Below are 23,769 nucleotides of genomic sequence, written 5' to 3' on the forward strand. Positions count from 1 at the left end.
TTTGCTCAGCTGCCTGAACGCTGGGTGATGAGTCCCTGCCGTGATGCCCACAATGCGACATCCTGTTTCTGAATGGCTGCTGCCATCAGCGCGGGAAACTGATCCGGCGTACAGGCAAAGGTAGGGATATCCATCGCGGCAAAGCGCGCGGCATTACGCGGATCGTAGCCGGGTGTGCCATTGTCAGCCAGTGCCAGAAGGCAGATCAGATTGACGCCGGAGGCTTTCAGCTGCGCCGCGCGCTGCAGCATGCTTTCCTGATTGCCGCCTTCATACAAATCGGTGATCAGCACCATGATGGTTTGTTCAGGCCGCGTAATCACTTGCTGACAATAACCGAGTGCCAGATTGATATCGGTGCCACCACCCAGTTGTACGCCGAACAGTAAATCCACCGGATCGCCGGCAGTTTCAGACAAATCTGCGACAGCGGTATCAAACACCACCATGCGGGTTTTGACTGCACGCAGCGAAGCCAGCGCAGCGGCGAACACACCGGCATACACCAGCGAAGCGGCCATTGAGCCACTCTGATCCACGCACAGCACAATATCGCGCAGTGAGGATTGTTTGCGCCCGTGTCCGACCAGTTTTTCTGCAATCACGGTTTTCTTTTCAGGCAGATAGCGGCTGAGATTAGCCTGTATCGTTTTGTGCCAGTCGATTTCATTCAGACGCGGCCTGTGATTCCGCTCCGCGCGGTTCAGGCTGCCGCTGACCGCTTGCCGCATGGGTTCACGTAAGCGTTTTTCGAGTTCTGTGACGACCTTGCGCACGACCTGACGTGCGGTTTCTCGGGTGCGGGCCGGTAACACACGGGACAGTGACATCAGACTGGCGACCAGATTCACGTCTGCTTCCACCGACTCCAGTAATTCCGGCTCCAATAGCATTTTGTGCAGTTGCAGGCGGTCGAGCGCATCTTTTTGCATGACCTGCACTACCGAAGATGGAAAAAATTCGCGGATATCGCCCAGCCAGCGCGCCACATTCGGGCAGGACGGGCCCAGATTGCCGCTGCGTTCCTGATCGTACAGTGCAGACAGTGCAGCATCGGCACGCTCCAGCTCGGGTGACAATGATCCGGCGCCGCAACTGTCCTGTGCCGGTGCGCCGAGGATCAGACGCCAGCGCTGCAGACGGTCGGTGGCCGGTGCAGAGTTCGTTTCACTCATAAAATACTTTCTTCAAACAAATGCTGCAGGAAAGGCAGAACGGCGCTGGCTCTTTCAGTATCAACATTGATTTCCTGCGATGCCTGACGAGGCTCGCTGCTGCCCAGATGCCGGACTTTGTCACCCATCTGGCGGCGTTCCGACGGTGTAAATCCGGAAAATGCACGCCGTAACAGCGCAAGACGTTCCATGAAAATGTCGTCCGGCAATGTGCTGAGCCACTGATCAATCACTTGCCACAATGCATCCTGATGCAATAGCAGCAAACCGCTGCCGCATAACAAGCCGCCCAGCCAGGTCGTGGCGATCGCTGCCGGTGAGCCGGAAGAGAGCATACGGTGGGTTTGCTGCGTCAGTGTTTCTTCATCAATGCGCTGCTTATCGTAGCAAAGGCGCAGCGCGTAACCCTGCACGCCCGGTGCGATACTGTCCTGCAGATAGAGTTTTTGCAGACAGCCGGACCAGCCATCGGCCAGCGCCTGTTCACCCAGTGTATCAATGGCTTTTTGTACGGCTTCAATATGCGACACCATCTGTTCAGCCGCTTGTTCATCGATACCGGTGCATGCCAGTGGCAAGCCGAGCATGATGCGTTCGGTCAGGGAATGGATGATGGGCAATACGTGCAAATGGCTGGTGCCACGGACATCACCATAGCGTGCGACGCTGACCAGCGGCGGTAATGCCCGCATCAGATGGGTAATATCGTTTGCCAGCGCAGCCTGATTCTGCAGTAACAGCAATAATTCCGCGCTGGCTTGCGGCAGCTCTGCCAGTACGGCGACATCCAGCAGACTGGTCAGTTCCGGTAAGTCGGCATTGCGGGCGGTTTCACTCAGGCAGGCAGCCGCTGCTTCGGCAATGCGATTACCGTAACGGCTGGTTTCGATCAGCCGTATCGCCATCTCCGGCCTCCACTCCAGCAGCCAGCTTTCGCGGAAAGTGCCCTGACGATTGGTATTCGCCTGACGTTTACCCCAGTGAATACCGAGCACCGTCAGCTGATGCAGCAGGCGGCTGCGCGCGCGGCCATTGGGTTCGCGCAAATCCAGTTCGATCACTTTACTGAGCGTTTCCGGTTTTAAGCGCAGACTCTTTTGCTGCATTTCCAGATCGCGCTGCAGTGGCGCGGCAGCGGCCGATGCCGGCACGCTGCCTAACTGATGGCCGATTTCCAGCTGGTCGCGTATCAGTTGCAGCGGCGCTGCATCACCGTGACACAACACGGCCAGCATCGCTTCACGCAGTTCGCGCAAACCTGCCATCGGCAAATCGCGCATGGCAGCAGTCGCCTCCGCGAGGCGCACGGTCTCAATCACGCTGGCTGACGAAGCATCCAGCCCTGCGCTGCGCATCAGCCTTGCTGCTTCAGTTACCCAGCGCAATCCTGCCTGATCCGGACTTTGCCATAAATGAGCGTACCAGCCGGGTGAGCTGATGCCTGCGCCGTAACCGCTTTCATAGGCCAGCCGGTCGCTGCTCCACGGGACCCAGGTCGCACAGGTTTTTGCTTTACCCAAACCTTTCAGCAGCGCCTGATCCTGCTTCACACTGCTTTTACCCGCCAGCGCCGGTACATGCCACGCGCCGCAAACTACGGCAATGCGCTGATATCCGGCTTTTTCTGCTTCACGGATTTTCTGGCGCATGGCGGCTTCGCGCTGCTGGTCGCGCAGCGATTCCTGCGGTGCGTGTTCACGCAATGCTGTCATTGCTTCCTGAATCGCCAGAAACAAATCGTTGCTGTCGCTGCGTTGTTCAACTTCACGCTCCCACCAGCTTTCCTGATCTTCATAACCGGCAGCACGCGACAATTCAGCCAGCGGATCCATACGCAACGCACTGATCCAGTCCGCATCGGGAACACTGTTCTCACCGGTCGTGACGCTTATTTCTGCGTCAGCGCTTTGTTCAGTATTCAGCCCGTCACCATCAGTGCCTTCAACTGGTTCGCTCACTTCTTTGTCAGCGCGTGCCTGCAGATCTGCTTCCAGACAAGCGGCAAAACGATACGTCAGCGGTAAATCCATCAGACGCAGCGGAATTTGCCTTAGTAAGGCATAACGCATGGTGATCCATTCCGGTGAAAAACCGGCAAACGGATAAAACACGCCATGCTGCGGTGCTTCAGCGGGATACACCAGCATGGCAATCGGTGGCACCATGGTTTCATCGATAGCCAGTGGCAGAATGTCTTCCGCTTCCGGCGGGCCTTCCAGTAACACGATATCCGGTTCCAGTGTCTGCAGCGCGCTGTCCAGAGCGCGTGCGCAACCCGGGCCGTGATGGCGTATTCCAAAAAAATGGATACTCATCCGTTCAATCCTCAGGCCACATCCATACAGGCGCGGTATAAGTCTTTCCAGCCATCGCGTTCTTTCGCGATTGTTTTCAGATACTCCATCCAGACCAGCTTATCCTGCACCGGATCTTTGATAATGGCGCCGGTCAGGCTGGCAGCAATATCAGCTGCATGCACAACGCCGTCGCCGTAATAGCCAGCAACTGCCATGCCGTGCCCGATAACGGAAATGGCTTCTGCGGTTGATAAGGTTCCGGAAGGCGATTTCAGTTTGGTTTTGCCATCTTCCGTTAAACCGTTGCGCAATTCGCGGAAAATTGCGACCACACGGCGTACTTCTTCCAGCGCCGGTTTCTCGGTTGGCAATTCCAGTGCGCGGCCGAGTTCGTTGACACGGCGGCTGACAATGGCGACTTCTTCATCGAAGCTGTCCGGTGTCGGCAGAATCACGGTGTTAAAACGGCGCATCAGCGCAGACGACATTTCATTCACACCTTTATCACGGTTGTTCGCGGTGGCAATCACATTAAAGCCGCGCTGCGCCTGCACTTCCATCCCCAGCTCCGGTACCGGCAGCGTTTTTTCAGACAGCAGCGTGATCAGCGTATCCTGTACTTCGCTTGGTACGCGGGTCATTTCTTCCAGCCGCGCAATCTTGCCTTCACGCATCGCCACCAGCATAGGGCTGGAAACCAGTGCAGCCTGACTAGGTCCTTCAGAAAGCAAACGGGCATAGTTCCAGCCGTAGCGAAGTGCGTTTTCATCGGTACCGGCTGTACCCTGAATCAACAGTGTGGAGTCGCCGGCAATCGCGGCGGCAAGATGTTCGGATACCCAGCTTTTGGCGGTTCCCGGAACACCGTAAAGCAAAAGGGCACGATCGGTTGCCAGTGTGGCGACCGCGATTTCAATCAGTCGCGCCTGACCAATGTATTTCGGTGTGATTTCAAAACCGTTTTCCAGCGTGGTGCCGAGCAAATACTGCTTCACTGCCCACGGCGACAGTTTCCAGTTGGCCGGACGCGGCTTTTGATCTTGTTTTGCCAGCTCATGTAATTCTTCAGCGTATTGCTCTTCGGCATGCTGACGTAAAACGGCGTTCAGGGATGCATTCACAGGAAAATCTCCTTCATCAGATATTGTTTGAACTCAGCCTGCATCAACAGACGCACTATGCGCTCGGTCAGGCTGCGGTAGTACCAGTTTTCACTTTCGCTGAAAATATTCAGTCGCTGTATCAATTGCACGATGGCGGGAATCGTCTGATCCGCGCATGCGGGAATCAGTTGTTCCAGCAAATTCAGCAGTTCATGCATGTCCTGAGCACGTAACTGCTGGTTTTGCAGCTCTTGCAGAAGGGCCGGTGTCAGCAGACTGTCCAGTTTTGCCGTTATTGCCTGTGCCACATCCTGCGTAACGGGCGTTTGCAGCGCAGACAGATACCGCACGACAGCGCCGAAGTCCGGCTGCCCGGTCTGCGCCAACAGTTGCAGTAACACTGTGGTTTGCCTTTCTGCAGGAAGCAGGGAAAACAGCGTGATGCAGTTTTGTTGTATGTAACTTGCTGGTAAGCGGGTGAAAATCGCACTGGCCCATGCAACATCGTTGTAACGTAGTACGGCATCGCACAGCCCTGCAGTCAGCGATTCGGACCAGCTGTGTCCGGTCAGTATTTGCCAGCTTGCATCGTCTTCAGGGCCTGCGCACAGCCATTGTTGCGGATGCATCAGGGCAATCAGCTGGCGCAGCCACCACGCTTTTTTACCGGTACCGGCCGGTGGCACAGGATTCCAGCCATCTTTTTCCCAGTCGCGCGGCAAATCATCCGGCAGAGTGATCTGCAGTGCTCCGTTGTCGTCGAATTGCAGAACAGTGCCGGCGCGCTGCTGTATCCGCTGAGCAAGATTGCTTGCCGGTTGCTGAGCCAGCCAGCCTGCAATACGCTGACGTACCGGCTGGCTGCGGTCGCTGAGTAAGCTTTCCACCCAGACCACATCACCGGCACCAGATGCAAACGGCAGCCAGATGTCCAGTAAGCTGAGACGCTGCTCCGCTTTTTCCCGGGATAAATCCGCTTCCAGCCATTGACGTGCAGCGGCGGGATTTGCCTCTGCCTGTATCCGCAATGCCTTGCAGCGCAAAGCAAAACTTTCTTCCTGCCAGATACGTAAGCGCGCATCAGCATCCTGCCATTGCTGTTCGTTTTCCGACTGATCACGCCAGTCAGGATGTTGCTGCCGCAGCCATTCCGCACGTTCGCCCATGACACAGGACCAGACCGCAGAATCTTTGCGTGCCAGTATGGCGGGCAGCATGGCATGTGGCAGACGCCAGCCACGTTCAGCGACACGTTGCAAAGCCCACGGACGGAGAGCATCAAACACGGATTCGCACAGCCTTGAAAATACCTGCTGCAACGGCGCCGGAGGATGATTCCGGATTTCGGTGGTTGCCTGCGGCGGCAGTGTTATCTGCACTGGCATCCGGCCAGCACGCTGATAGGCATGTAAAGCACCTGCCTGCAGCAGTAAGTGTTGTTCCGCAGATGCAGCACGAACCAGGGAATCAATCGCATCAACTCCGCTGGGCGTAGCAGGATGATTTGCTGTACCGGTCAGGGCGGTTTGTATCAGGGGATTCATGCATGCACCTCATTCAGCAGGGTGTAACAACCGTCAGCCATGCAAGCCAGTGGCAGGAAATGTTTGCCATCCCATTCACCGGCGACATCCAGCGGCGCACCGCCGGAAACGGCCATCCATACCCAGTGTTGCGTACCCAGCAGCGCTAATGCTTGCCCTTGCTGATCGGCGGCAAACCAGTTGCCAGCGGCATCTCTGAACGGAGTTAAGGCTTGCAATACGGCGGGGATTCTGTCTGTCCAGGGATTTTGTGCCAGTACCGCACTCATACGCGCCAGCATCTGCGCAATGCTTTCGCTGTTGTAAAAAGCAGATTCTGCCGGCAATGCGGCAGGCGTACCGCACAGTAAGGCACGCTGACTTGCGGCACCCGGCCAGCAGGCCAGTTCTGCAGAAAAACAAGTGCCGGGAATATAGTTGGCAGGCATAGGCTGTGAAGGCGCCGCGAATTGCAGCAAGAGTGCAAACTGGCCGCTCTGTCTGCCCTGCAGCCAGTTACGCTGAACGCGTATATGCCCGTCATGCACCAGTGTTTGCGCCACCAGCATCCAGCTGTCTTTGCATCGCGTACCGGACAGCAGGACTTCATCTTCTGCTACGGTAAAGCCCATGTACTGCCGCAGACTGGATTGCACTTCATCCGGTAATCGCGGCAATTGCTGCCACGCATGTATCGCCAGTGCGATACTGCCCAGTTCGCTGAGGACTTGCTGCGGCCAGTCTGACTCTGCACCCACCAGATCAGAAATTCTCCTGACACGCGCAGCCAGCGCGGGAGCCTGCGCATCCACCAGACGCGCTGCCTGTTGCTCCCAGACTGCGGGACCTTCTGCCGGTAAGCCAGCGATTCCCTGCCTGATTACATCTTCCAGCCATAACCGGAATGCTGCCAATCCGTCGCCGACACGCTGTTCACGCTTGTCCTGACGTTTCCGGCGCGCCTCTTCATCGACTGGCTCAGCAGCTTTTTCGGCTGCTTTTTCTTCTTTTTTTGCGGCAGTCGCGGTGCGTTTATCCAGCCACGCACTAACCCATTCCGGCGGTGCCGACGCTGCAATCTGACCGCTATCCGATGCCGCAAACAGCAATAAGCCCAGCGCATGTTTGCAGGGGAATTTACGGCTGGGGCAAGAGCATTTGCTGGCAAAGTCAGTCAGGTCAATCTGTGTCTGATACGGCTTACTGCCGCTACCCTGACATTCACCCCATAAAGCTTGTTCATTTTTGCCGGAGCTGACCCACTTGCTGGCGGACATCAGCTTTTTACCATTCGCAGCAGAACTGCTGTCCGGTGCCAGTGCCAGCACCTGTTGTTCCGTCAATTGCATGTTGATGTTTCAATTCCAGAAACTGAAATCGCAATTATAGAACTTAATTTATGCTAATTGCCTGTATGTCCGGTTTAACGGTATATGCATATTGACCAGTCTTGGAGATGTCGTCCGGGCGGGGTTCTGGAATTGCTTGTCGCGTGAGGCCGGTACATGCTCTGCGGAGCTATTTTTTGCCTCAAATGCGGAGTTCTGCACAGCAATCCCGCTGTCGTCGGCAGAAAGTCCGGCTGTCAGAAAACACCGGATGCGGAGAATGGCATAGTGAGAAGTCTTCGCAGCTAAGCTGCCTTAACGCCAAAGGATATGTACCCGGACAGGTTTGCAACGGTGACAGCACGGCACGGTATCATGGCGGCTTGCTTACCGTCAGCATTCGTATGTTCGGCCGGGTATGTGCGGAGCTGAAGTCAGAATCAACCAATATGCGCGAGGACAAACGATGGAAAATATCAACCGTGAAACCGTTCTGGCGATGAGCGCACAGGCTCATGCATGGACAGAACAGGCGTACCGAGAACATCCGGCAGTGCGCGGCGATGCAGAGTGGGCGGGTAATCATCCCGAAAATTAACAGACGCAAAAAGTAGAATTTTCTCGTACCATCAACGCAGGAGATTCTTCATGAAAACATCAAAATTCAGTGACAGCCAGATTCTGGCTATCTTAAAGCAGGCAGAAGCAGGTGCACCTGTACCCGAACTTTGCCGTGAACATGGCATGAGTTCTGCTACTTTTTACAAATGGCGCGCCAGATTTGGCGGAATGGATGCATCCATGATGGCGCGTCTGAAAGAGCTTGAATCAGAAAATGCCCGGCTGAAAAAAATGTATGCCGAAGAGCGGCTCAAAGCGGACATTCTGAAAGAGGCCATTGAAAAAAAGTGGTGAAGCCGTCGGGCCGGCGGGAGCTGGCGCAAAAGGCGGTGCAGGATAAATCCATTCCGGTCAGGCTGGCCTGTGCGATGTTTGGTATCAGCGAAACCTGCTACCGGTATCAACCCCGGCTGGCAGACGAAAACGCTGAAATTGCAGACTGGCTGCTGCAGTTGACCACAACTCACCGTAATTGGGGTTTTGGCATGTGCTTCTATTACCTGCGTAACGTCAAACGCTTTGACTGGAACCATAAGCGCGTACGAAGGATTTATCGTGAACTGGAGCTGAATTTACGGATCAGGCCGAAGAAGCGGCTGAAACGCGAAACGCCCGATGCACTGTTGGTACCTGAATCCATCAATCATTGCTGGTCGATGGACTTTATGCATGATCAGCTTGAAGATGGCCGCAGCTTCAGGTTACTGAATATCATTGACGACTTTAACCGCGAAGGACTGGCGATTGAGGCCGACTTCTCGCTGCCGTCAGAGCGGGTCGTCCGCACGCTGAATCAGGTGATTGAGTGGCGCGGTAAGCCAAAACAGATTCGCAGTGATAATGGCCCGGAATACATCAGTGCGTTACTGGCCGAGTGGGCAGCCAGGCTTGCTATTGAACTGAAGGTTATCCAGCCTGGTAATCCGCAGCAAAATGCTTATGCAGAGCAGTATAACCGTACAGTTCGCGGAGAATGGCTGGATCAGTCTTTATTCAGCAGTATTGCAGAGGTTCAAGAGCATGCGACAGAATGGCTATGGTTTTACAATAATGAACGTCCGAACAACGCAGTTGGTGGCGTACCACCGAAATATAAAAAGACTTTAACAACCCCGTCTTCTACTTCTATCGTCCATTAATAAGGGGATGATTACCAGTGGACAGACATGGTATCTACGAAGCTAAAGTTGAAGTGTTGAATGCTGAAACGGGTGAGTGGATACCTAAGAAAGCATCATCCACTTTCTTCCCTAAAGAGTGGACACCTGAAAGACTCAATGCCGAAGTATTGTCGGCGTTTGAGAATAAGACGTGGGTTGAACCGAAAGTAGCTGGTATGCCACGCTCATGGATAGGTATGAGTGAAAGCGGTGTGAGAATGAAAGGGCATTTCCTGAATGGGAAAATTGATACGGTATATCCAATTCTGGGAGGGAAATGAAAATGAATGCTTGTGTACGTATGTGGAAAGATAAAATGTATGGAGTTCTTGTTGAGGTAAATGCTAACGGGGGGCATTTACTTGCGCAACTTCTGCGGGGAAATTTGCATTACGCTGAAAAATGTAAACCCATTTTGGATGCGGCTCAAGAAATCGCTCAAGCCCCCCGTGTAGAAGACTGGGGTTTTTATGATTCAGTCGGTGTGTACTTCAACAAAGACATAGTGACCTTAGATCATGTGGTCGAAGAGTATGGTGAATTCTCAATGCCGCTGACTGTGTTTATCGAGGTGCTTAAAAAGTGGGTAGCATTTTTGGAGAACGAAGCGGTGAATGAGGAAGAGTTTTTGATTGATTTGGATGAGCAATCGACTCTGTAAGTTATTCGATGCTGGTTAACCTCTTTCTTCTTTAAAGCAAAAACTGACACGCAATATGGGTGCGCCTCGCAGGCCAATAGTTGGCCACGAAATATAAAAAGACTTTAACAACCCCGTCTTCTACTTCTATCGTCCATTAAAAAGGGGATGATTACCGGCGGAAAAGCAGCGCCTGCTGATGGCGGATATGGCGCTGCATTTGTTGCAGACAGCATTGAAAAAGCCAGCACTGGAGTCGCAGGAACTGCAGAAAAATCTGTATTCGATACTGACGATCGCCGACGGCTTTTTACCGGATCAGGAATTAAAATCTTTCGCTGACCGGCTGTACCTGCACACAGAAGTAACTGCAGGCGAGATCGCTACCGTTTAGCAAGTCCCCCTCATTGCCCGCTTCTGGTGCGCAGTGAAGGGGAGTACCGTACAGGCCGGATTCAGATGACTTTTCTGACCAGAGGCAGGCGACGTAAAACCGCCGCCAGATTAAAACTGATCACAACGCTGGCGCTGCCAGCCAGTGCAAACATGGCCAGCGGATGGAGTTGCAGTGGTTGTATGCACAGGCCAACTGCCACCACGACCGGCGCGTGGACGATAAAGGCGCCCAAGCATTGCGGTGCCATGACTTTCCACAGTGCCGGGGGCGCTTTCGCGACGCGGGTGCGCCATAGCAGAGTCAGCATGATGCCGGTGCCGACGAAGGCTTCCCAGTAGGCATAAAACAGTGCAGGCAGTGTCCAGCCGCCGTGGACATCGAACTTCACACCACGCAAGGCGCCGCTGACGACGGCATATATCATCAGCGTCGGAATCGTCAGCAGGCTGATGAACAGCCACGGGCGGGCGAGTGCCGGTGTGATTTTTTCCAGTAAGCGGTGTTCCGCGGCAGCGCAGCCGCCAAAAAACAGCAGAATGTAAGAAGAGAAAAAGCCAATTTGCAGATAGGCGATTTCCTGACCCGTCGGCACCCACAGCCGCAACAGGAAGGCTCCGCATCCCCACGCAGCGATAACGGCCAGCAGATTCCGGTGCGTCAGGCTTTGTTCATTACAGGTTTTACCTATACCCCGAATCACCGGATGGATCAGCAAATACACCGCGGAAAAAATCAGTAAAGCAAATGCAAACCACAGCGGTCCGGGATTGATGACACCATCGGCGATCAGTTGCCCCCAGCGCTGCCAGACTTCACTGCTGCCGCGTGTATCTGCCAGTGCGATCGTGAATGGTCCCAGCAATAGTGTGAATATCAACAGCGGGATACCCAGACGTATCAGCCGGTCACGGATAAACCCGGAGATCCCTTTACGCATCAGCGAAACCGGCGTGAAGTAACCGGCCAGCAGGAAAAACATGCCCATAAAAAAGGACTGATCGGTCGCACACAACATGGTCAGCAACACTTTGCTCAGTTTGTCGTCATGCGGAAAGCGCAGATACCAGCCACCATCGCCACCGTACATGATGGAAGTGTGGTGCAGTATCACCAGCGAGGTCAGCATTATGCGGATGCGGTCCAGAAAATCGGTACGGCCAGTTACTGAAGCAGACAAGGTGAACTCCTCGTGAGTACTTGAACCTGGTGATGGCGGCTGCCACAGAAAAGGCGGGCAGGGTGTTGTCAGTGAATGGATGTGCCCGATGTGCGATCAACACGGGTAACCAGCGGGCGACTGGCAAATCATAGTTGAAACGGAGATAACTGCAAGCCAACTGTTGCAAGAATGAGAACGGATGTTTTGTTTATTTTCTGGCGGGAATATCAGGAAAATGGCTGAAGTTCACGCGCCAGCATGTCGCGGTCGCAGGCATTTTCATGCATAGACAAAACCAGACACAGAACCACGTTACTGATCGTACTGGTGAGCGCTCTGGCTTCTGACATAAACCGGTCGATGCCTACCAGCAGTGCAACCGCAGGCAGGGGCAGGTCAGGGACGATGCTCAGGGTTGCAATCAGTGTCACCAGTCCGCTGCCACTGACACCGGCGGTTCCTTTTGAGGTCACCAGCATAATGCCAATCAGACTCAGTATCTGACCGGTGCTCAGTGTGATATCACAAGCCTGCGCAATAAACATACTGGCCAGTGTCAGATAAATTGCTGTGCCATCCAGATTAAACGAATAGGCCATAGGCAGCACCAGACCTGCAACTTCTTTCTTGCATCCCAGTTTTTGCAGCTTTTCCAGCAGTGCCGGCAGCACGGGTTCTGATGATGATGTACCGATAATGATCAGCCATTCATCTCTGAAATACCGCAGTATCGCCATCAAACGCAGGCCATGCAGCCGCGCTAATCCACCCGCCACGATGACGGTGAACATGCCGCAAGCCAGATAAAAACTCAGGATCAGATAAGCAAAGCGACCAATGATTTGCCAGCCTTGTGTGGCAACAGTGAAGCTGATCGCAGCGAATGCGGCCAGTGGCGCAAAGCGGGTCAGAAAAGCAAATATCCGGAAAAAACACTGACTGCAGGCTTCCATCAGCGGCAGCAGCACGGCAGTGTCGGGCTGGGTACGGGCAGTGGCTACGCCGGTCAGTACGGCGAGCAGCAATACGGGTAATAAATCATGTCCGGTAAACGCACTGACAAAGCCGGAGGGAATCAGATGCAGTGCAAATGCAGTGAAGCTGCGCTGACCAGTCGGTGTGCTGAGTCCTGCAATTATGTCAGCATCGTGTGCGGATGGCTGGAAATGCCAGTTTGCACCCGGATGTGTCAGTGTTCCGGTCAGCCAGCCGCTGATTAATGCCAGTAGCGTCATCAGATAAAACAGCGCAAGCGATTTGAGTAAAAGGCTGCCGAGATCTCTTTGCTGCCCGATGCTGCCGATGCCGGTTACGATGTGAAAAAACACCAGCGGAGCGAGCAACATACGGATCGCTTTAATAAAGGCGATGCTTAGCGGCTGACAGGCTGTACTCAGTGCAGGCCAGAAGTGGCCCGCAACAATTCCCATTGCTACGGCAATCAGCACTTGCCAGTGTAAATGTCTGGCGTGAACGGGAAACGTATTCTGCATCAGGACGGAGAGCCTTTTCCGGTGATGAGGGCTTGTTGCAGCATGGAAAACAAGGTCTGTGCAGCAGGTGGCGTGACGCGACCGCGTTTGCGGATCAGGCCAAGTGTACGGTAAACCGGCGGATTGACCAGAGGCACGCCAATGACCGGAGCACCCGGATGCTGCGGCAGTGACAGGCGCGGTACCGCCGCAACTCCCATACCTGCTTCAACCAGAGCCAGTATGCCGCTGACATGGTTTACTTCGTAAAATACGGCGGGATGTTTTTCAATACCTGCCAGAGCATTATCAATCAGACTGCGATTACCGCTGGAGCGCGACACAGAAATGTGCCGTTCTTTTGCCGTTTCTTTCCATGATAATTTTTTGCGCTTTGCCAGCGGATGCTCCGGCCGCATTGCCAGCACATAATCCTCGCGGTAAATCGGCAGAAAATCGATTTCCGGATCTTCTGAGCCGGCGAAGTTAATGCCGAAATCGGCTTCACCTGCCAGTACCAGATTCAGCACATCCTGCGCACTTTCATCGTGAATACGCACACGGATTTTCGGAAAACGTTCTGAAAAACCGCGCAATACATCCGGCAGAAAGTAGCGCACTGCAGTCGGCACACATGCCAGTGTCACAATACCGGTGCGATGGGCTGCCAGATCAGAAACACCGAGAATCGCCCCTTCCAGTTCATCCAGCGCAGTACGCACATTCGCCAGAAAAACTCTGCCGACATTCGTCAGTTGCACGCGCCGGGTTGTACGCTCAAACAGCTTAACGCCCAGCGTTTCCTCCAGCTTATCAATACGCCGGCTCAGTGCAGGCTGAGACAAAAACAAGTCCTCCGCCGCCTGGCTGAAACTACTGCGGTCAGCAACAGCGACAAATGCCTGCAATTCCTGCAAATCGAAATTTATGCGTCCCATGCATCAATACTGAGAAATATTGCAATTCACAAATTATGCCATGTGCGGGAAGATTCTGCGCAAATCCCGTTTGCTCCGGTCTTTTCAGTCAATGACGAACCCGGTGCAACAACGTTGAACCTGATCTGCAAATGCCTCGGTAAGAAGGCAGCAATTCGTACCGGAGACACCATGCCGACTTCCCCTCCGGGCAATCTGACTGTTCAGTGCCCGCATGTATCTGATGACGCCTCGTCCGTCACTGGTGCGCTATGCACCGGCTTTATTGCCTGATTCTTATTTCTGAAAGGCGAACCGATGTCTGATATCGCATTTGTATTGCGCATGATGTGCGTAAGCACTGTGCTGGCGCTGATTAGCCTGACCGCTTCGGCAGCCGATTTACGTGTCGTGGTTTCCGGCGGTTTCGCGCAAGCCTATAAAGACTTAACACCTTCCTACGAGCAAATCAGTGGCGATCATCTGATTTCCGGCTGGGGGCCTTCGATGGGGAATACCGTCAATGCCATCCCTGCCCGTCTGGCACGCGGCGAGGCGATTGATGTGGTGATTATGGTGGGCGATGCGCTTGACCGTTTAATGGCGGAAGGCAAACTGGAGCCAGGCAGCAAAGTTGTACTGGCGAATTCGCTGATTGCCTGCGCTGTACGCACCGGCAGCCCGCAACCGGATATTCGCACCGTGGAAGGATTGAAGTCCGCATTTCTGAATGCCCGTAAAGTCGCTTACTCCGACAGCGCCAGTGGTGAATACATCAAACATCGCTTAATGCAAATTCTGCAGATCGAAGCGCAGATGCAAGGAAAGGCCGCGCAGATTCCTGCAACGCCGGTCGGTGAAATTATTGCGCAGGGCGAAGCTGACTTTGGTTGTCAGCAGCACAGTGAGTTACTGCCTGTGAAAGGGATCACGATTGTGGGTCTGATACCGGATCAGGTACAGCTGACCACGCCGTTTGCAGCAGCGATTGTGAAAGGCAGTCCGCATGCACAGGAGGCCAACAGGCTGTTGCGATTCCTGAGGTCGCCCGCCAGCGCTGCCGCAATCGGGGCGACCGGACTTGCACCGGTAAGTACACCGTAATTCAACGTAAAGATTTTCCGCTGACTGTGAGGCCGGGTATGTCGGGCAACACAGCAGCATCAGGCAGTAACAACAAGCAGATGAAATAAAGGGTTGGAGAGATGACGCAAACAAATACAGCGCACCGGGATACCGGTGCTCAGGATGCGCAGGCACCGGTCAAAGCGCAGTCGAAATTTTCATCGGTGATCCGCGTAACCAGCGGTAACTTCATCGAAATGTATGACTTTTTCCTGTTCGGGTTCTACGCAACGCATATTGCGAATGCGTTTTTTCCGGCCAGCAGTGAATACGCAGCACTGATGATGACGTTTGCGACTTTCGGCGCCGGTTTCTTCATGCGTCCGCTGGGCGCAATTATTCTCGGCAGCTACATAGACCGCATCGGACGCCGTAAAGGTCTGGTACTGACGCTGGCAATTATGGCCTCCGGAACAGCGCTGATAGCATTCGTGCCGGGGCACAGCACCATCGGCTTGCTGGCACCGTTTCTGGTACTGATAGGACGTTTGCTGCAGGGCTTTTCTGCCGGTGTGGAGCTTGGCGGTGTTTCCGTGTACCTGTCTGAAATGGCGACGCCAGGACGTAAAGGCTTTTATGTCAGCTGGCAGTCGGCCAGTCAGCAGGTAGCGATTATTTTTTCAGCAGGACTGGGGTATTTCCTGAATCAGACCTTCAGCAAAGAATTTATCGCTGACTGGGGCTGGCGCATTCCGTTCTTTATCGGCTGCCTGATTATTCCGGTGGTGTTTTATATCCGCCGCTCGTTGCAAGAAACAGAAGCGTATCTGGCGCAAAAAAATCATCCGACTTTCCGCGAAATGCTGCAAACGATAGGACGCAACTGGCCACTGGTCGCATCCGGCATGATGCTGATCGTGATGACCACCGTTTCTTTCTATCTGATTACGGTGTACACACCAACCTACGGCAAAACGGTGTTGAAGCTGTCGACCGTCGAAAGTCTGCTGGTCACACTGGCTGTCGGCGTATCGAACTTTATCTGGTTGCCGGTCATGGGCGCGCTGTCTGACCGTATCGGTCGCTGGCCGCTGATGGCATTATTCTCAGGTCTGACCATCGTTTCTGCCTATCCGGTGTTGTCGTGGCTGATTGCCAATCCGAGTTTCGAGCACATGGTTTACGTAGAACTGTGGCTGTCTTTCCTGTATGGCAGCTATAACGGCGCAACCGTTGTTGCCCTGACAGAAATCATTCCGGCCCGGATTCGCACGACTGGTTTTTCACTGGCATACAGTCTGGCAACCGCTTTGTTCGGTGGTCTGACACCGCTGGTATCGACCTGGCTGATTGAAACCACGGGCGATAAAGCTGCACCCGGTTACTGGATGGCAATGGCAGGCGTATTTGGTCTGGCTGCGACGATTCTTGTGTATTCCGGTGTCGTGAAAGAGCGCAAGCTGGTCAGCATCGTCTGACGCTCTATGATGAAAATAAAAAAGGGCTTGTACATACAAGCCTTTTTTTATGCAAAAACAGCGCTGTGCAGGATGGCTGCGGCGAGGCAGCAAGTCGCCACAACGCTCAGTTGCCAGCGTAATGGTAAGTACCATTCAGGTAATCCGCCGGAGCCTGCAAGTTTGTGATCCTGATACAACTGCATCCAGAATCCGGCAATCAGCATCACCCCCGCAATGCTGTGATCAGTGAAGGTGGCAGGCCAGCCTATCAGCGCCGGAACCACGCTCCAGATAAATGCCTTACGCCGCATCAGGCGTCCCAGCATGGGCGAACTCATCGCAACACCCCAGTGCAGCGCACCGACGAAACTCAGAATCACCGCACCGTAGCCGTATAAAGCACGCGTCCAGTGGCTGGCGTGTTCCGGTTGTATCCAGAGCAGCGTTGCCAGTCCGGCAAAGGGCAGTAAGCCACCATAACCAAGCAAGGCAATGTGGCAGGGCAGATCAGATCCGGCAGAGGAGTGCAGCATGTCATTCTCCTTTCGCAGCGTTCACGGGAAGTTGTATGCCTTCATGCCGCATCAGTTGTGTCATCGCATCTTCAAATAACATGCGGGATGCCATGGCAACCTGATGTAAATACCTGTGCATTGCTGCATCTTCCGCATGCCGGTTGGTGCAGTTCGCACTGTATTGCTCGAAGCTGTGCAACTGCATCAGCAACTCTGCCATGTGCGACGGGCACTCGCAGGCCAGCGAGCCATTCAGTCCGGCAATTTCCGTCAATTGCTGTTCCGTGTAACGCGGACCAGCCGGTTCGCCGGACATCTCTGCATCAGCCACCAGCGCTGGTTCATTGACCGGCTCCGCATTCATTTGCTCAGCCAGCGTTGCCAGCCAGTCACCCAGTGCCTGATCGTCGCCGCTGTCACGCAAAGTGCGGATATCACGCTCATGTAAGGTTTGCAAAGTCGCCGAACCGGCGAAGCGGTACATCACCGCAGTGCGTGCCTGACCGGTATTGTCCGGCAGTAAATCCGGGTGCAGGGTATTCATTTGCAGCAGCACTAATTCTGCGCTGTGCTCTTTGGTGTGCCAAACGCTGATGTCGTCATAAACATCAATCTGACTGAAATACTGGCGCGCCCGGGTTGCCAGTGCTGGCCGTTGCAGGCGCAGCGCAATGCCTGCACCGATCACTGCCAGGCGTAAAGGACGCAGGATTTTTTTGTCACTGACGGTCACGCGCCCCTGTGCGGCCAGTTCCCGCAGCTGGGTATCGCTGAGCGCTGCAATGGCGCTGATCGCATGTCCCAGAGATGTCAGGGAGCGCAAGAGCATAACTCTCTGTAAATCGAGCGCCGAATACAGACGATGTCCGCCGTGGCTGGTGCGTGGTTGCACTGCGCGGTAACGCTGCTCCCAGATGCGCAGTGTTGCCACCGGCATACCCGCCATTTGCGCGACGACGCTGCTGCGAAATGCGGCGGCTTCTGCAATTTGAGTCGGATTTTCGCTATTTTTCATCATCTGCATGATTTTCTGACCTCTGCTACACTGTAAAAAGTCACGCAAAACCAACGCGACTACTATTGATGAGTTCAATTTGAGTTGGATTATAGTTGAAAATGGAAAAAGCAACCTGTCAGGGCACGGTGGTCTATTACGACGGCGGATGTCCGGTTTGTCAGCGCGAAATTACCTACTACCAAACCCAGAAGGGGGCGGAGCAAGTGCAGTGGGTGGATGCCGCCACCTGCGGCGAAAATGCGCTCGGTGAGAATCTTGAAAGGGACGCGGCACTGAGCCGTATGCATGTGCGCTTGCCGGATGGCCGTCTGGTCAGCGGAGCGGCAGCCTTTGTCGCGATGTGGCAAACCATGCCACGCTGGGCGTGGCTCGCGCGTCTGGCAGGTTCCGGCTGGCGTTTGCAAGGTCTGGAACTGGCCTATCGGGCTTTTCTGAAAATACGCCGTCTGTGGCGCAAACCGGCGCCCTGAGCCGGATACCGGCTGTTGTTTGTCACCTGCTACTCATCTCTTTGCGGGACGCATTTCGCAGACTTCTCGCGCAATCGTTTTCGTCTTCAAATCTGCCATCCCACTGTTTCAGGCGTATGAAAAAACCTAGATGTGACAGTCTAGGTTTAATCATTGATTGCCCCCGCTGAAGCACAGTTCAATAGCGCCTCTGTCTTACCCTTGTCCAGGCAGGGCGCGGAAACATCGCTTCTGTTATCCGCTGCATGCTGTACTTACCTTGCCGCTGTGATTGTTGTAATTGTTTTTATTTAAAAATAAGGAAAAAGCAATGAAATCAGTCTTCCAAGCGACAGTGCTGAGTCTCGCTCTGTGCGCCAGTTTGCCAGCAATGGCATTTCAGCAGGAAACCCATCGTCGTATCGCGATGGATGCCGTCACTTTCATGAAAAATAATCCAGACAAAACCAATTTCGCCAAACTGCAGGCGGGTTTAGCGAAAGCCGGTATTACCGTTGATCAGTTTGCCACGGCAATGGGACAAGGCGCTTACGACGTCGATGATTTTGCCGATACCTATCTGTGCGGTGCAACCACTGGCAGCTGTGTGCTCGCGCCGGTCTGGGGTGCGGCACAAAGCATCGTTAAATACACGTCTTACTGGCATTTTCAGAATCACACCGCAGGGCCGGATGTACACGGCAATCCGTTTGGCGGATATAACTATGCGAAGCTGACTGTGGCGGGTGATGTCGATAAACTGGCAGCGACATGGCTGGTTGGCGATTATCTGGATGATGGTCCTGGCGGAATGAAGGGCTGGTTTGGCGACAGCAGTAAGTACAACAGCTATGGCGTGACTGAGGCGCATTATCGCCTCGGTGGTTATTCCACACCGCAAATGTATGCTGACTTTGAAACTGCACCATTTCAGCCGATTGATAATCTGGCGCAATACTGGTTCCAGCAATTCCTGACCGCGCCAAGTCTGCAAAGTCTGGGTTTCGTTATGCACTCCACCGACTTGCTGCAACCGCATCACACCTGGACAACATCGGCCAACAACCATTCCGGTTGGGAACAATGGGTGAACGACTATTACTACAGCCAGAATCTGAACGATCCGGCGCTGGTCAAAGTCGCGCTGAACGATTTCACGCCGGTGCCTGCGGGCTCGAATGATATTCGTCCTTTGCTGACACAAGGCGGCACGTATTCGTACAAAAACGGCGGCATCGTGTTGTCATCGACTGACCAGAATGACCGTGTTCGCGTCGGCAAAATGGTCGTGCCTCACGCCATTGCGATGCTGGTGCATGTGCTTAACCGCGCTGCAGACCGTCTGGCGAGCTGATATGTTCAGTGTGCGTAAGTATGATGTTACGCAACGCAAACAGTTAACAAACTGCCTGCTGCTGGCAGGCAGTTTGTTCTGTTTCTCGTTGTCGCAAGTGAATGCTGTGCAACCACAATCAGCTGTGGCGCTGCGCAGTCAGAATCAGCCTGTATATCAGCTAACGCTGGAAGTCATGACGCGCTTACGCCAGCAACAGGACAAGCACGTCGGCGAAGCGGCGATGCTGGAAGAAATGCTGACGCAGCGCTATTTGCTGGAAAAAACTGCCGGACGTATCGGGCAGCATGATCTGTTTTCCGGTGCGCGCCGCGTGGGTTTCGATCCGGCAGTTGCCAGTGATGATCAACTGGCTGCCGCCTTGCGCAGTGTGTATCAGACGCAGATAGAAGCCAGCCTGAAAGCCTTACCCGGCGGCAGTTTGCAGGGGAAAGTCAGCGCGGAAGCGAATCTGAGCGCGCAGGATTGGCAGCAATTGCTCGGACCCGCCGATAAACTGATTGCAGAGTATCGCCTGAGCAATGCGCAACTGGCGCAGGCCGGACAATACGTTTTGCTGCGCAGTCCGCTTGCGCCGAACGGCGTAATCACACTGGCAGATGTGTATGCCCGTCAGAATGTGCAGGGCAGGGTCGCGATTTTTAATCGGGATCAGACTTTCGTACGGCAGCAAGCCTGGCTGATGCTGGGGCAGCTGTATGTGACGCAATGGGCTGAGCAGCAATTCGGCAAAGCAGCGGTAGCGGATCTGCGTGAAGCACTGACGACGCAGAACAAAGTACAGGCATTGCTGGCGCTGCATGGCATCGGTGCGGATATCGACAGCGAAAGTCCGCTGATCAGCCAGCTGGCTCAGCAAGTCACGCCAAAAGAAATTCAAAGCTACTACCGGCAGCACAAATCGGAATTCCGTCGTATTGCGTGGATCAGCGCACGACATATCCGCGTACCGGATCAGGCTACGGCAGACAAAGTGCTGCAAGCGGCACGCAGCGGGCAGGATTTTGCCACGCTGGCACGCCGTTATTCGATTGCACCGGATGCGCTGAGTGGTGGCGACCTCGGAAAAATTCTGCATGAAGGACAGCTCAACTGGCTGCAGGAACTGGCGATGATGCAGGAGCCGGGCGTGGTGTCGCCACCGTTTCGCGCTGCAGTTGGCGCGAATGAACCTGCGTATTATGAAATTCTGTTAGTCAGCCAGCGTGAATACGGTTTTCAGCCGGAGAATTCAGAAACCGTTCGCTATCAGGCTAGTCGCGCCATCGCCCAGCAAAAAGCGGTTCAGCAAATCCAGCGACTGCAACAGGATGCAAGGCTGGCTGCGCAACGCGAAATACGCAATAGCGGAGCCAGAACATGATGCGCAAATGGATGATCGCCGGACTACTGGCCGCACTGGCGCTGATCGCGCTGCGCTTGCTGGCAAACGACGATAGCAGCGAAGCCGGAAAGACAGCATCAGCACCGCGGTCGCCGATGCAAACCAGTGAAGGCAGGACGGCGGGTACAGAGTCGCAACAGCAAACCGCCAGCTGGCCGCCACCGTTTCCGGAACTCAAACGTGTCCCTTTACTGGACTACGGGCCGCAGCAAGCGGCGGCGCAAAGCCTTGCCACCACTCGCAACGGCGATCCGCGTAGCCCGCCTCTGCATCGTGATACGGTTTCTGCAAATCAGCCAAGCGCTGCTGAACTGGCAGACCCGCAAGCCTATCAGCGTTACGAAGCCAGCCAGCATCAGCAATTGCTGGCTTCTTTCGCCAGTGCGGCGCAGCAGGAAGTGCCGCGTCTGCAAGCCGATATCGAACGCGGCCGCCAGATGGGGATAGCGCCGGACGCTATCGCCAAAATGGAAGACAAAGCCAGACGCCTCGCCGCGCTGGAACAGGAACTCCGTCAACAACATCCGGAATGGCAAACCCGGCCGCGCTGACGGTTCAACCATTCACTTCGTTGTGCAGAAGTCCGCATCCGTGATTTTCGGAGAGCCGGACTTTCTGCCGACGACCGCCGGATCGCTGTGCAGAACACCGCATTTGAGCAGGTTTTTGCGGTTTTCAGGCGGTTAAGCACCCTCGTCGGTAAACCAGTCTGCACCGCATCGCTCTGTGTCGGAAAGTTGAGGATGAAAAGAAAGGCCGGAACAGCAGCGCACGGTTCAGATGCTAGAACTCATTTCATAAATACCCGCGAGATGCGTTTGTCTCATAGCGCGGGCTGGCAAGGCGGACAAGGCAGTGAATAGCGGTGCTATTCACAACGCGTCCAACGCGGTCCAGCGTGCGCTATGAGACAAACCCTCCGGGAACGGAGGTGCCGGGCGCATTGCTTTGTTGCGTCGCTTGCACAGGCACCAGCCTGTGCTGCGCAACGGCGCCGCGCACTGCATCCCGGCACCTCGCGTTCGCACTCGTGGCTATTTATGAAATGAGTTCTAGACCCGTCGCGTGCTGTCTGACAGACTGTCACGGAGGCTGTCATGCAAAGGTATCTTGTTTTGCATGCTGGCTGATCGCCATCACGGCAGGATCTTGCAGCCTGCGCTCTGTGGTGATGACGTAAATTTCTTCTATCAGTTCCGGCACATCAAAAACCGCCTTCACGCCATATTGCTGTATGACGTCTTCTTTCATCGCCGATGGCGCAAAGAAGAAACCGGCTCCGGCGCGGCCAAAGGCTTTCATTAATGCGCCATCATCAAACTCACCGATGATCACCGCTTGTAAATGCTGATCGGACATCCATCGTAAGATTTTGCTTTGTACCGCCGCATCTTCGCCCGGAATCAGAAACGGCGCTTCTTTCAGGCAAGCCGGATAGGTTCCTTTATATTGCTTTGCCAGCGCGGGTGCCGCGAAGATCGTGAGTCCGCATTTTCCCAGCAGATGGCTGAAAGCCCGAACGCTGACCTGATTGCTGACACTGTTCAGTGCGCGATCTGCGATCACGGCGTCGATTTTATGCAGGGCCAGATCCGCCAGCAACAATTCCAGGCCACCCTCGCGGCAATGCAAACGCACCGGCTCACTGATCTGCAAGGCGGGTTCTAACAGCTTATAGGCCAGCACTTTCGGTACGGCATCTGCAATGCCAACGCGGAACGGGCGACGCCGTGCCTGCAACTGATTACGCAATACATCGAGTAACTGATCGCCTGTCGTGAAGATATCATCGGCATAACTCATGATGCGCTGGCCGGCTTCGGTCAGGCTCAGGTTACGACCGGTTTTTTTGAATAACTCAACGCCCAGAGTTTGCTCAAATTCTTTGATCTGGCCACTCACCGCATGCGGCGTCAGATGTAATTGCTCTGCCGCTTTGGCGATACTGCCCGTCTTCGCCACCATCCAGTAATAGCGCAAGTGCTTGTAATTTAACGACGCCATCGCATGCCTTTCCGGTACATGACTTTCATGTATGCATGCATTTGACCAGTACCGGTACGAAAAAAACGGTCGTATCTGTGTCGGCAGAAATGCACACCTTTTAAGAAGTCACATTTTAACCGTTTGCTGACGCAGAGACCGCAGCCGTATTAAGTGCCAGTAACGGTGACCGCGCCAGACGATTTGCATCAGAACATAACTGAGCAGCGCCATGCCGAAGGCCAGTACCAGCATACCGGTTACCCACGGCATGCCCAGATCTGCGACCCATTGCCACCATGTCTGCAGGCTGCTCCATGGCGTTTGCCAGTCGGTTTGCGGCAGGGGCGGGAATTGATTCCAGTCTGTATCGCCGTCATCTGCACCCAGCAGCCATTGTCCGGTGCTATAGGCAGCAATATAAATCGGCACGATGGTGAACGGATTCGTGAGAAACGTACCAACCACGGCCATAGGCAGGTTCAGGCGGAACAAAAATGCGAGGCTGATTGCCGCTATCATTTGCAGCGGTCCGGGAATCATGCCGCATAACACACCCGCAGCCAGACCACGGGCGATTGCTTCGCGCTCAACCAGCCATAGACCGGGCCGGTCAAACCGGTGTGTAAAGCGACGGCTGACCGGAATCCGTTCTATGGTTTCGCGGTTAGGCAGAATACGGCGTAATAGTTTCTTTGGCATACGCAACATGCCTGAAGCTTTGCATGCCGCCCCCGCTTCGTCCGGGT

General features: G+C 54.5%; 23 protein-coding genes. 11 read left to right on the plus strand and 12 right to left on the minus strand.

Features of this window, described 5'->3' with window-relative positions:
- Positions 1-5: 5 nt before the first annotated feature.
- The 5 genes from KDM89_RS05510 to KDM89_RS05530 are packed head-to-tail and all read right to left on the minus strand — an operon-like array spanning position 6 to position 7,447.
- The gene (locus KDM89_RS05510; protein ID WP_212686943.1) at positions 6-1,175 is read right to left on the minus strand and encodes a vWA domain-containing protein; all 1,170 of its coding nucleotides are present in this window, start codon (positions 1,173-1,175) and stop codon (positions 6-8) included.
- Positions 1,172-3,490: a DUF5682 family protein gene (locus tag KDM89_RS05515; protein ID WP_212686944.1), complete on the minus strand. Its 2,319-nt coding sequence runs from the start codon at positions 3,488-3,490 to the stop codon at positions 1,172-1,174. Before KDM89_RS05515 ends, KDM89_RS05510 begins: the two co-directional genes overlap by 4 nt.
- Positions 3,491-3,501: 11 nt before the next feature.
- The gene (locus tag KDM89_RS05520; protein WP_212687184.1) at positions 3,502-4,581 is read right to left on the minus strand and encodes an ATP-binding protein; all 1,080 of its coding nucleotides are present in this window, start codon (positions 4,579-4,581) and stop codon (positions 3,502-3,504) included.
- Between the two features lie 8 nt (positions 4,582-4,589).
- Positions 4,590-6,119 carry a DUF5691 domain-containing protein gene (locus KDM89_RS05525; RefSeq protein WP_212686945.1) on the minus strand — a complete coding sequence of 510 codons (1,530 nt, stop codon included), beginning with the start codon at positions 6,117-6,119 and terminating at the stop codon, positions 4,590-4,592.
- Positions 6,116-7,447, minus strand: a complete 1,332-nt coding sequence (locus KDM89_RS05530) for an SWIM zinc finger family protein (protein WP_212686946.1) — start codon at positions 7,445-7,447, stop codon at positions 6,116-6,118. The genes KDM89_RS05525 and KDM89_RS05530 overlap by 4 nt, the downstream gene beginning before the upstream one ends.
- 445 nt (positions 7,448-7,892) lie before the next feature.
- Here KDM89_RS05530 and KDM89_RS22715 point away from each other — a divergent pair, with 445 nt between their 5' ends.
- From KDM89_RS22715 to KDM89_RS05550, 5 genes are all read left to right on the plus strand, one after another.
- A complete protein-coding gene (locus tag KDM89_RS22715; RefSeq protein ID WP_268977846.1) occupies positions 7,893-8,024 on the plus strand; it encodes a hypothetical protein in 132 nt (43 codons plus the stop codon).
- A 50-nt stretch (positions 8,025-8,074) separates the two neighbouring features.
- A protein-coding gene (locus tag KDM89_RS05535) for an IS3 family transposase (RefSeq protein WP_438947500.1) occupies positions 8,075-9,186 on the plus strand; the annotation gives its coding sequence in 2 pieces (ribosomal slippage) (positions 8,075-8,336 and positions 8,336-9,186; 1,113 coding nt in all).
- A 17-nt stretch (positions 9,187-9,203) separates the two neighbouring features.
- Positions 9,204-9,488 (plus strand): EndoU domain-containing protein, encoded by a 285-nt coding sequence (locus tag KDM89_RS05540; protein WP_212686948.1) that lies wholly within the window; start codon positions 9,204-9,206, stop codon positions 9,486-9,488.
- Positions 9,485-9,868 carry a hypothetical protein gene (locus KDM89_RS05545; protein ID WP_212686949.1) on the plus strand — a complete coding sequence of 128 codons (384 nt, stop codon included), beginning with the start codon at positions 9,485-9,487 and terminating at the stop codon, positions 9,866-9,868. Before KDM89_RS05540 ends, KDM89_RS05545 begins: the two co-directional genes overlap by 4 nt.
- 178 nt (positions 9,869-10,046) lie before the next feature.
- Positions 10,047-10,241 (plus strand): hypothetical protein, encoded by a 195-nt coding sequence (locus KDM89_RS05550; RefSeq protein ID WP_212686950.1) that lies wholly within the window; start codon positions 10,047-10,049, stop codon positions 10,239-10,241.
- 61 nt (positions 10,242-10,302) lie between these two features.
- Here the strand turns inward: KDM89_RS05550 and KDM89_RS05555 are convergent, their stop codons facing one another.
- The 3 genes from KDM89_RS05555 to KDM89_RS05565 all read right to left on the minus strand — a co-directional run bounded on the left by KDM89_RS05555 (position 10,303) and on the right by KDM89_RS05565 (position 13,813).
- Positions 10,303-11,421, minus strand: a complete 1,119-nt coding sequence (locus KDM89_RS05555; protein ID WP_212686951.1) for an acyltransferase family protein — start codon at positions 11,419-11,421, stop codon at positions 10,303-10,305.
- Positions 11,422-11,630: 209 nt separating this feature from the next.
- The gene (locus KDM89_RS05560; protein ID WP_212686952.1) at positions 11,631-12,896 is read right to left on the minus strand and encodes a cation:dicarboxylate symporter family transporter; all 1,266 of its coding nucleotides are present in this window, start codon (positions 12,894-12,896) and stop codon (positions 11,631-11,633) included.
- Complete coding sequence (locus KDM89_RS05565) at positions 12,896-13,813, minus strand: LysR substrate-binding domain-containing protein (protein ID WP_212686953.1); 918 nt, start codon at positions 13,811-13,813, stop codon at positions 12,896-12,898. The genes KDM89_RS05560 and KDM89_RS05565 overlap by 1 nt, the downstream gene beginning before the upstream one ends.
- Positions 13,814-14,110: 297 nt before the next feature.
- Here KDM89_RS05565 and KDM89_RS05575 point away from each other — a divergent pair, with 297 nt between their 5' ends.
- Together KDM89_RS05575 and tcuC are read left to right on the plus strand one after the other, a co-directional pair.
- A complete protein-coding gene (locus tag KDM89_RS05575; RefSeq protein WP_212686955.1) occupies positions 14,111-14,896 on the plus strand; it encodes a substrate-binding domain-containing protein in 786 nt (261 codons plus the stop codon).
- Between the two features lie 101 nt (positions 14,897-14,997).
- On the plus strand, positions 14,998-16,335 hold the full coding sequence (tcuC, locus tag KDM89_RS05580) for an MFS transporter (protein WP_212686956.1): 1,338 nt from the start codon (positions 14,998-15,000) through the stop codon (positions 16,333-16,335).
- 47 nt (positions 16,336-16,382) lie between these two features.
- Here tcuC and KDM89_RS05585 read toward each other — a convergent pair whose 3' ends face one another.
- Positions 16,383-16,850 (minus strand): DUF3429 domain-containing protein, encoded by a 468-nt coding sequence (locus KDM89_RS05585; RefSeq protein WP_212686957.1) that lies wholly within the window; start codon positions 16,848-16,850, stop codon positions 16,383-16,385.
- Position 16,851: 1 nt separating this feature from the next.
- The gene (locus tag KDM89_RS05590) at positions 16,852-17,850 is read right to left on the minus strand and encodes a MerR family transcriptional regulator (protein ID WP_212686958.1); all 999 of its coding nucleotides are present in this window, start codon (positions 17,848-17,850) and stop codon (positions 16,852-16,854) included.
- 98 nt (positions 17,851-17,948) lie between these two features.
- Between KDM89_RS05590 and KDM89_RS05595 the strand changes: the two genes are divergently transcribed.
- The 4 genes from KDM89_RS05595 to KDM89_RS05610 all read left to right on the plus strand — a co-directional run bounded on the left by KDM89_RS05595 (position 17,949) and on the right by KDM89_RS05610 (position 21,588).
- On the plus strand, positions 17,949-18,320 hold the full coding sequence (locus tag KDM89_RS05595; protein WP_212686959.1) for a thiol-disulfide oxidoreductase DCC family protein: 372 nt from the start codon (positions 17,949-17,951) through the stop codon (positions 18,318-18,320).
- A 310-nt stretch (positions 18,321-18,630) separates the two neighbouring features.
- Positions 18,631-19,653, plus strand: a complete 1,023-nt coding sequence (locus KDM89_RS05600; protein ID WP_212686960.1) for a phospholipase C/P1 nuclease family protein — start codon at positions 18,631-18,633, stop codon at positions 19,651-19,653.
- Positions 19,654-19,759: 106 nt separating this feature from the next.
- Positions 19,760-21,016, plus strand: coding sequence for a peptidylprolyl isomerase (locus KDM89_RS22835; protein ID WP_212686961.1), 1,257 nt, complete (start codon positions 19,760-19,762; stop codon positions 21,014-21,016).
- Positions 21,013-21,588, plus strand: coding sequence for a hypothetical protein (locus KDM89_RS05610; RefSeq protein ID WP_212686962.1), 576 nt, complete (start codon positions 21,013-21,015; stop codon positions 21,586-21,588). The genes KDM89_RS22835 and KDM89_RS05610 overlap by 4 nt, the downstream gene beginning before the upstream one ends.
- 544 nt (positions 21,589-22,132) lie before the next feature.
- Here the strand turns inward: KDM89_RS05610 and nhaR are convergent.
- Both nhaR and KDM89_RS05620 read right to left on the minus strand, forming a co-directional pair.
- A complete protein-coding gene (nhaR, locus tag KDM89_RS05615; protein ID WP_212686963.1) occupies positions 22,133-23,041 on the minus strand; it encodes a transcriptional activator NhaR in 909 nt (302 codons plus the stop codon).
- 108 nt (positions 23,042-23,149) lie between these two features.
- A complete protein-coding gene (locus tag KDM89_RS05620) occupies positions 23,150-23,722 on the minus strand; it encodes a DUF2062 domain-containing protein (protein ID WP_212686964.1) in 573 nt (190 codons plus the stop codon).
- Positions 23,723-23,769: the final 47 nt, after the last annotated feature.

This window comes from Cognatundibacterium luofuense, from assembly GCF_018139685.1.
Taxonomy (GTDB): domain Bacteria; phylum Pseudomonadota; class Gammaproteobacteria; order Burkholderiales; family Burkholderiaceae_D; genus Undibacterium; species Undibacterium luofuense.

Bases quoted from the DNA above. Each gene is read 5' to 3' on its own strand.
- KDM89_RS05610 (WP_212686962.1), top strand. From the start codon at position 21,013: ATGATGCGCAAATGGATGATCGCCGGACTACTGGCCGCACTGGCGCTG.
- KDM89_RS05595 (WP_212686959.1), top strand. From the start codon at position 17,949: ATGGAAAAAGCAACCTGTCAGGGCACGGTGGTCTATTACGACGGCGGA.
- KDM89_RS05550 (WP_212686950.1), top strand. From the start codon at position 10,047: ATGGCGGATATGGCGCTGCATTTGTTGCAGACAGCATTGAAAAAGCCA.
- KDM89_RS05545 (WP_212686949.1), top strand. From the start codon at position 9,485: ATGAAAATGAATGCTTGTGTACGTATGTGGAAAGATAAAATGTATGGA.
- KDM89_RS05530 (WP_212686946.1), bottom strand. From the start codon at position 7,447: ATGCAATTGACGGAACAACAGGTGCTGGCACTGGCACCGGACAGCAGT.
- KDM89_RS05515 (WP_212686944.1), bottom strand. From the start codon at position 3,490: ATGAGTATCCATTTTTTTGGAATACGCCATCACGGCCCGGGTTGCGCA.
- KDM89_RS05565 (WP_212686953.1), bottom strand. From the start codon at position 13,813: ATGGGACGCATAAATTTCGATTTGCAGGAATTGCAGGCATTTGTCGCT.
- KDM89_RS05620 (WP_212686964.1), bottom strand. From the start codon at position 23,722: ATGCCAAAGAAACTATTACGCCGTATTCTGCCTAACCGCGAAACCATA.
- KDM89_RS05590 (WP_212686958.1), bottom strand. From the start codon at position 17,850: ATGATGAAAAATAGCGAAAATCCGACTCAAATTGCAGAAGCCGCCGCA.
- KDM89_RS05525 (WP_212686945.1), bottom strand. From the start codon at position 6,119: ATGAATCCCCTGATACAAACCGCCCTGACCGGTACAGCAAATCATCCT.
- KDM89_RS05510 (WP_212686943.1), bottom strand. From the start codon at position 1,175: ATGAGTGAAACGAACTCTGCACCGGCCACCGACCGTCTGCAGCGCTGG.
- KDM89_RS05575 (WP_212686955.1), top strand. From the start codon at position 14,111: ATGTCTGATATCGCATTTGTATTGCGCATGATGTGCGTAAGCACTGTG.
- nhaR (WP_212686963.1), bottom strand. From the start codon at position 23,041: ATGGCGTCGTTAAATTACAAGCACTTGCGCTATTACTGGATGGTGGCG.
- KDM89_RS22715 (WP_268977846.1), top strand. From the start codon at position 7,893: ATGGAAAATATCAACCGTGAAACCGTTCTGGCGATGAGCGCACAGGCT.
- KDM89_RS05600 (WP_212686960.1), top strand. From the start codon at position 18,631: ATGAAATCAGTCTTCCAAGCGACAGTGCTGAGTCTCGCTCTGTGCGCC.
- KDM89_RS05585 (WP_212686957.1), bottom strand. From the start codon at position 16,850: ATGCTGCACTCCTCTGCCGGATCTGATCTGCCCTGCCACATTGCCTTG.
- tcuC (WP_212686956.1), top strand. From the start codon at position 14,998: ATGACGCAAACAAATACAGCGCACCGGGATACCGGTGCTCAGGATGCG.
- KDM89_RS05560 (WP_212686952.1), bottom strand. From the start codon at position 12,896: ATGCAGAATACGTTTCCCGTTCACGCCAGACATTTACACTGGCAAGTG.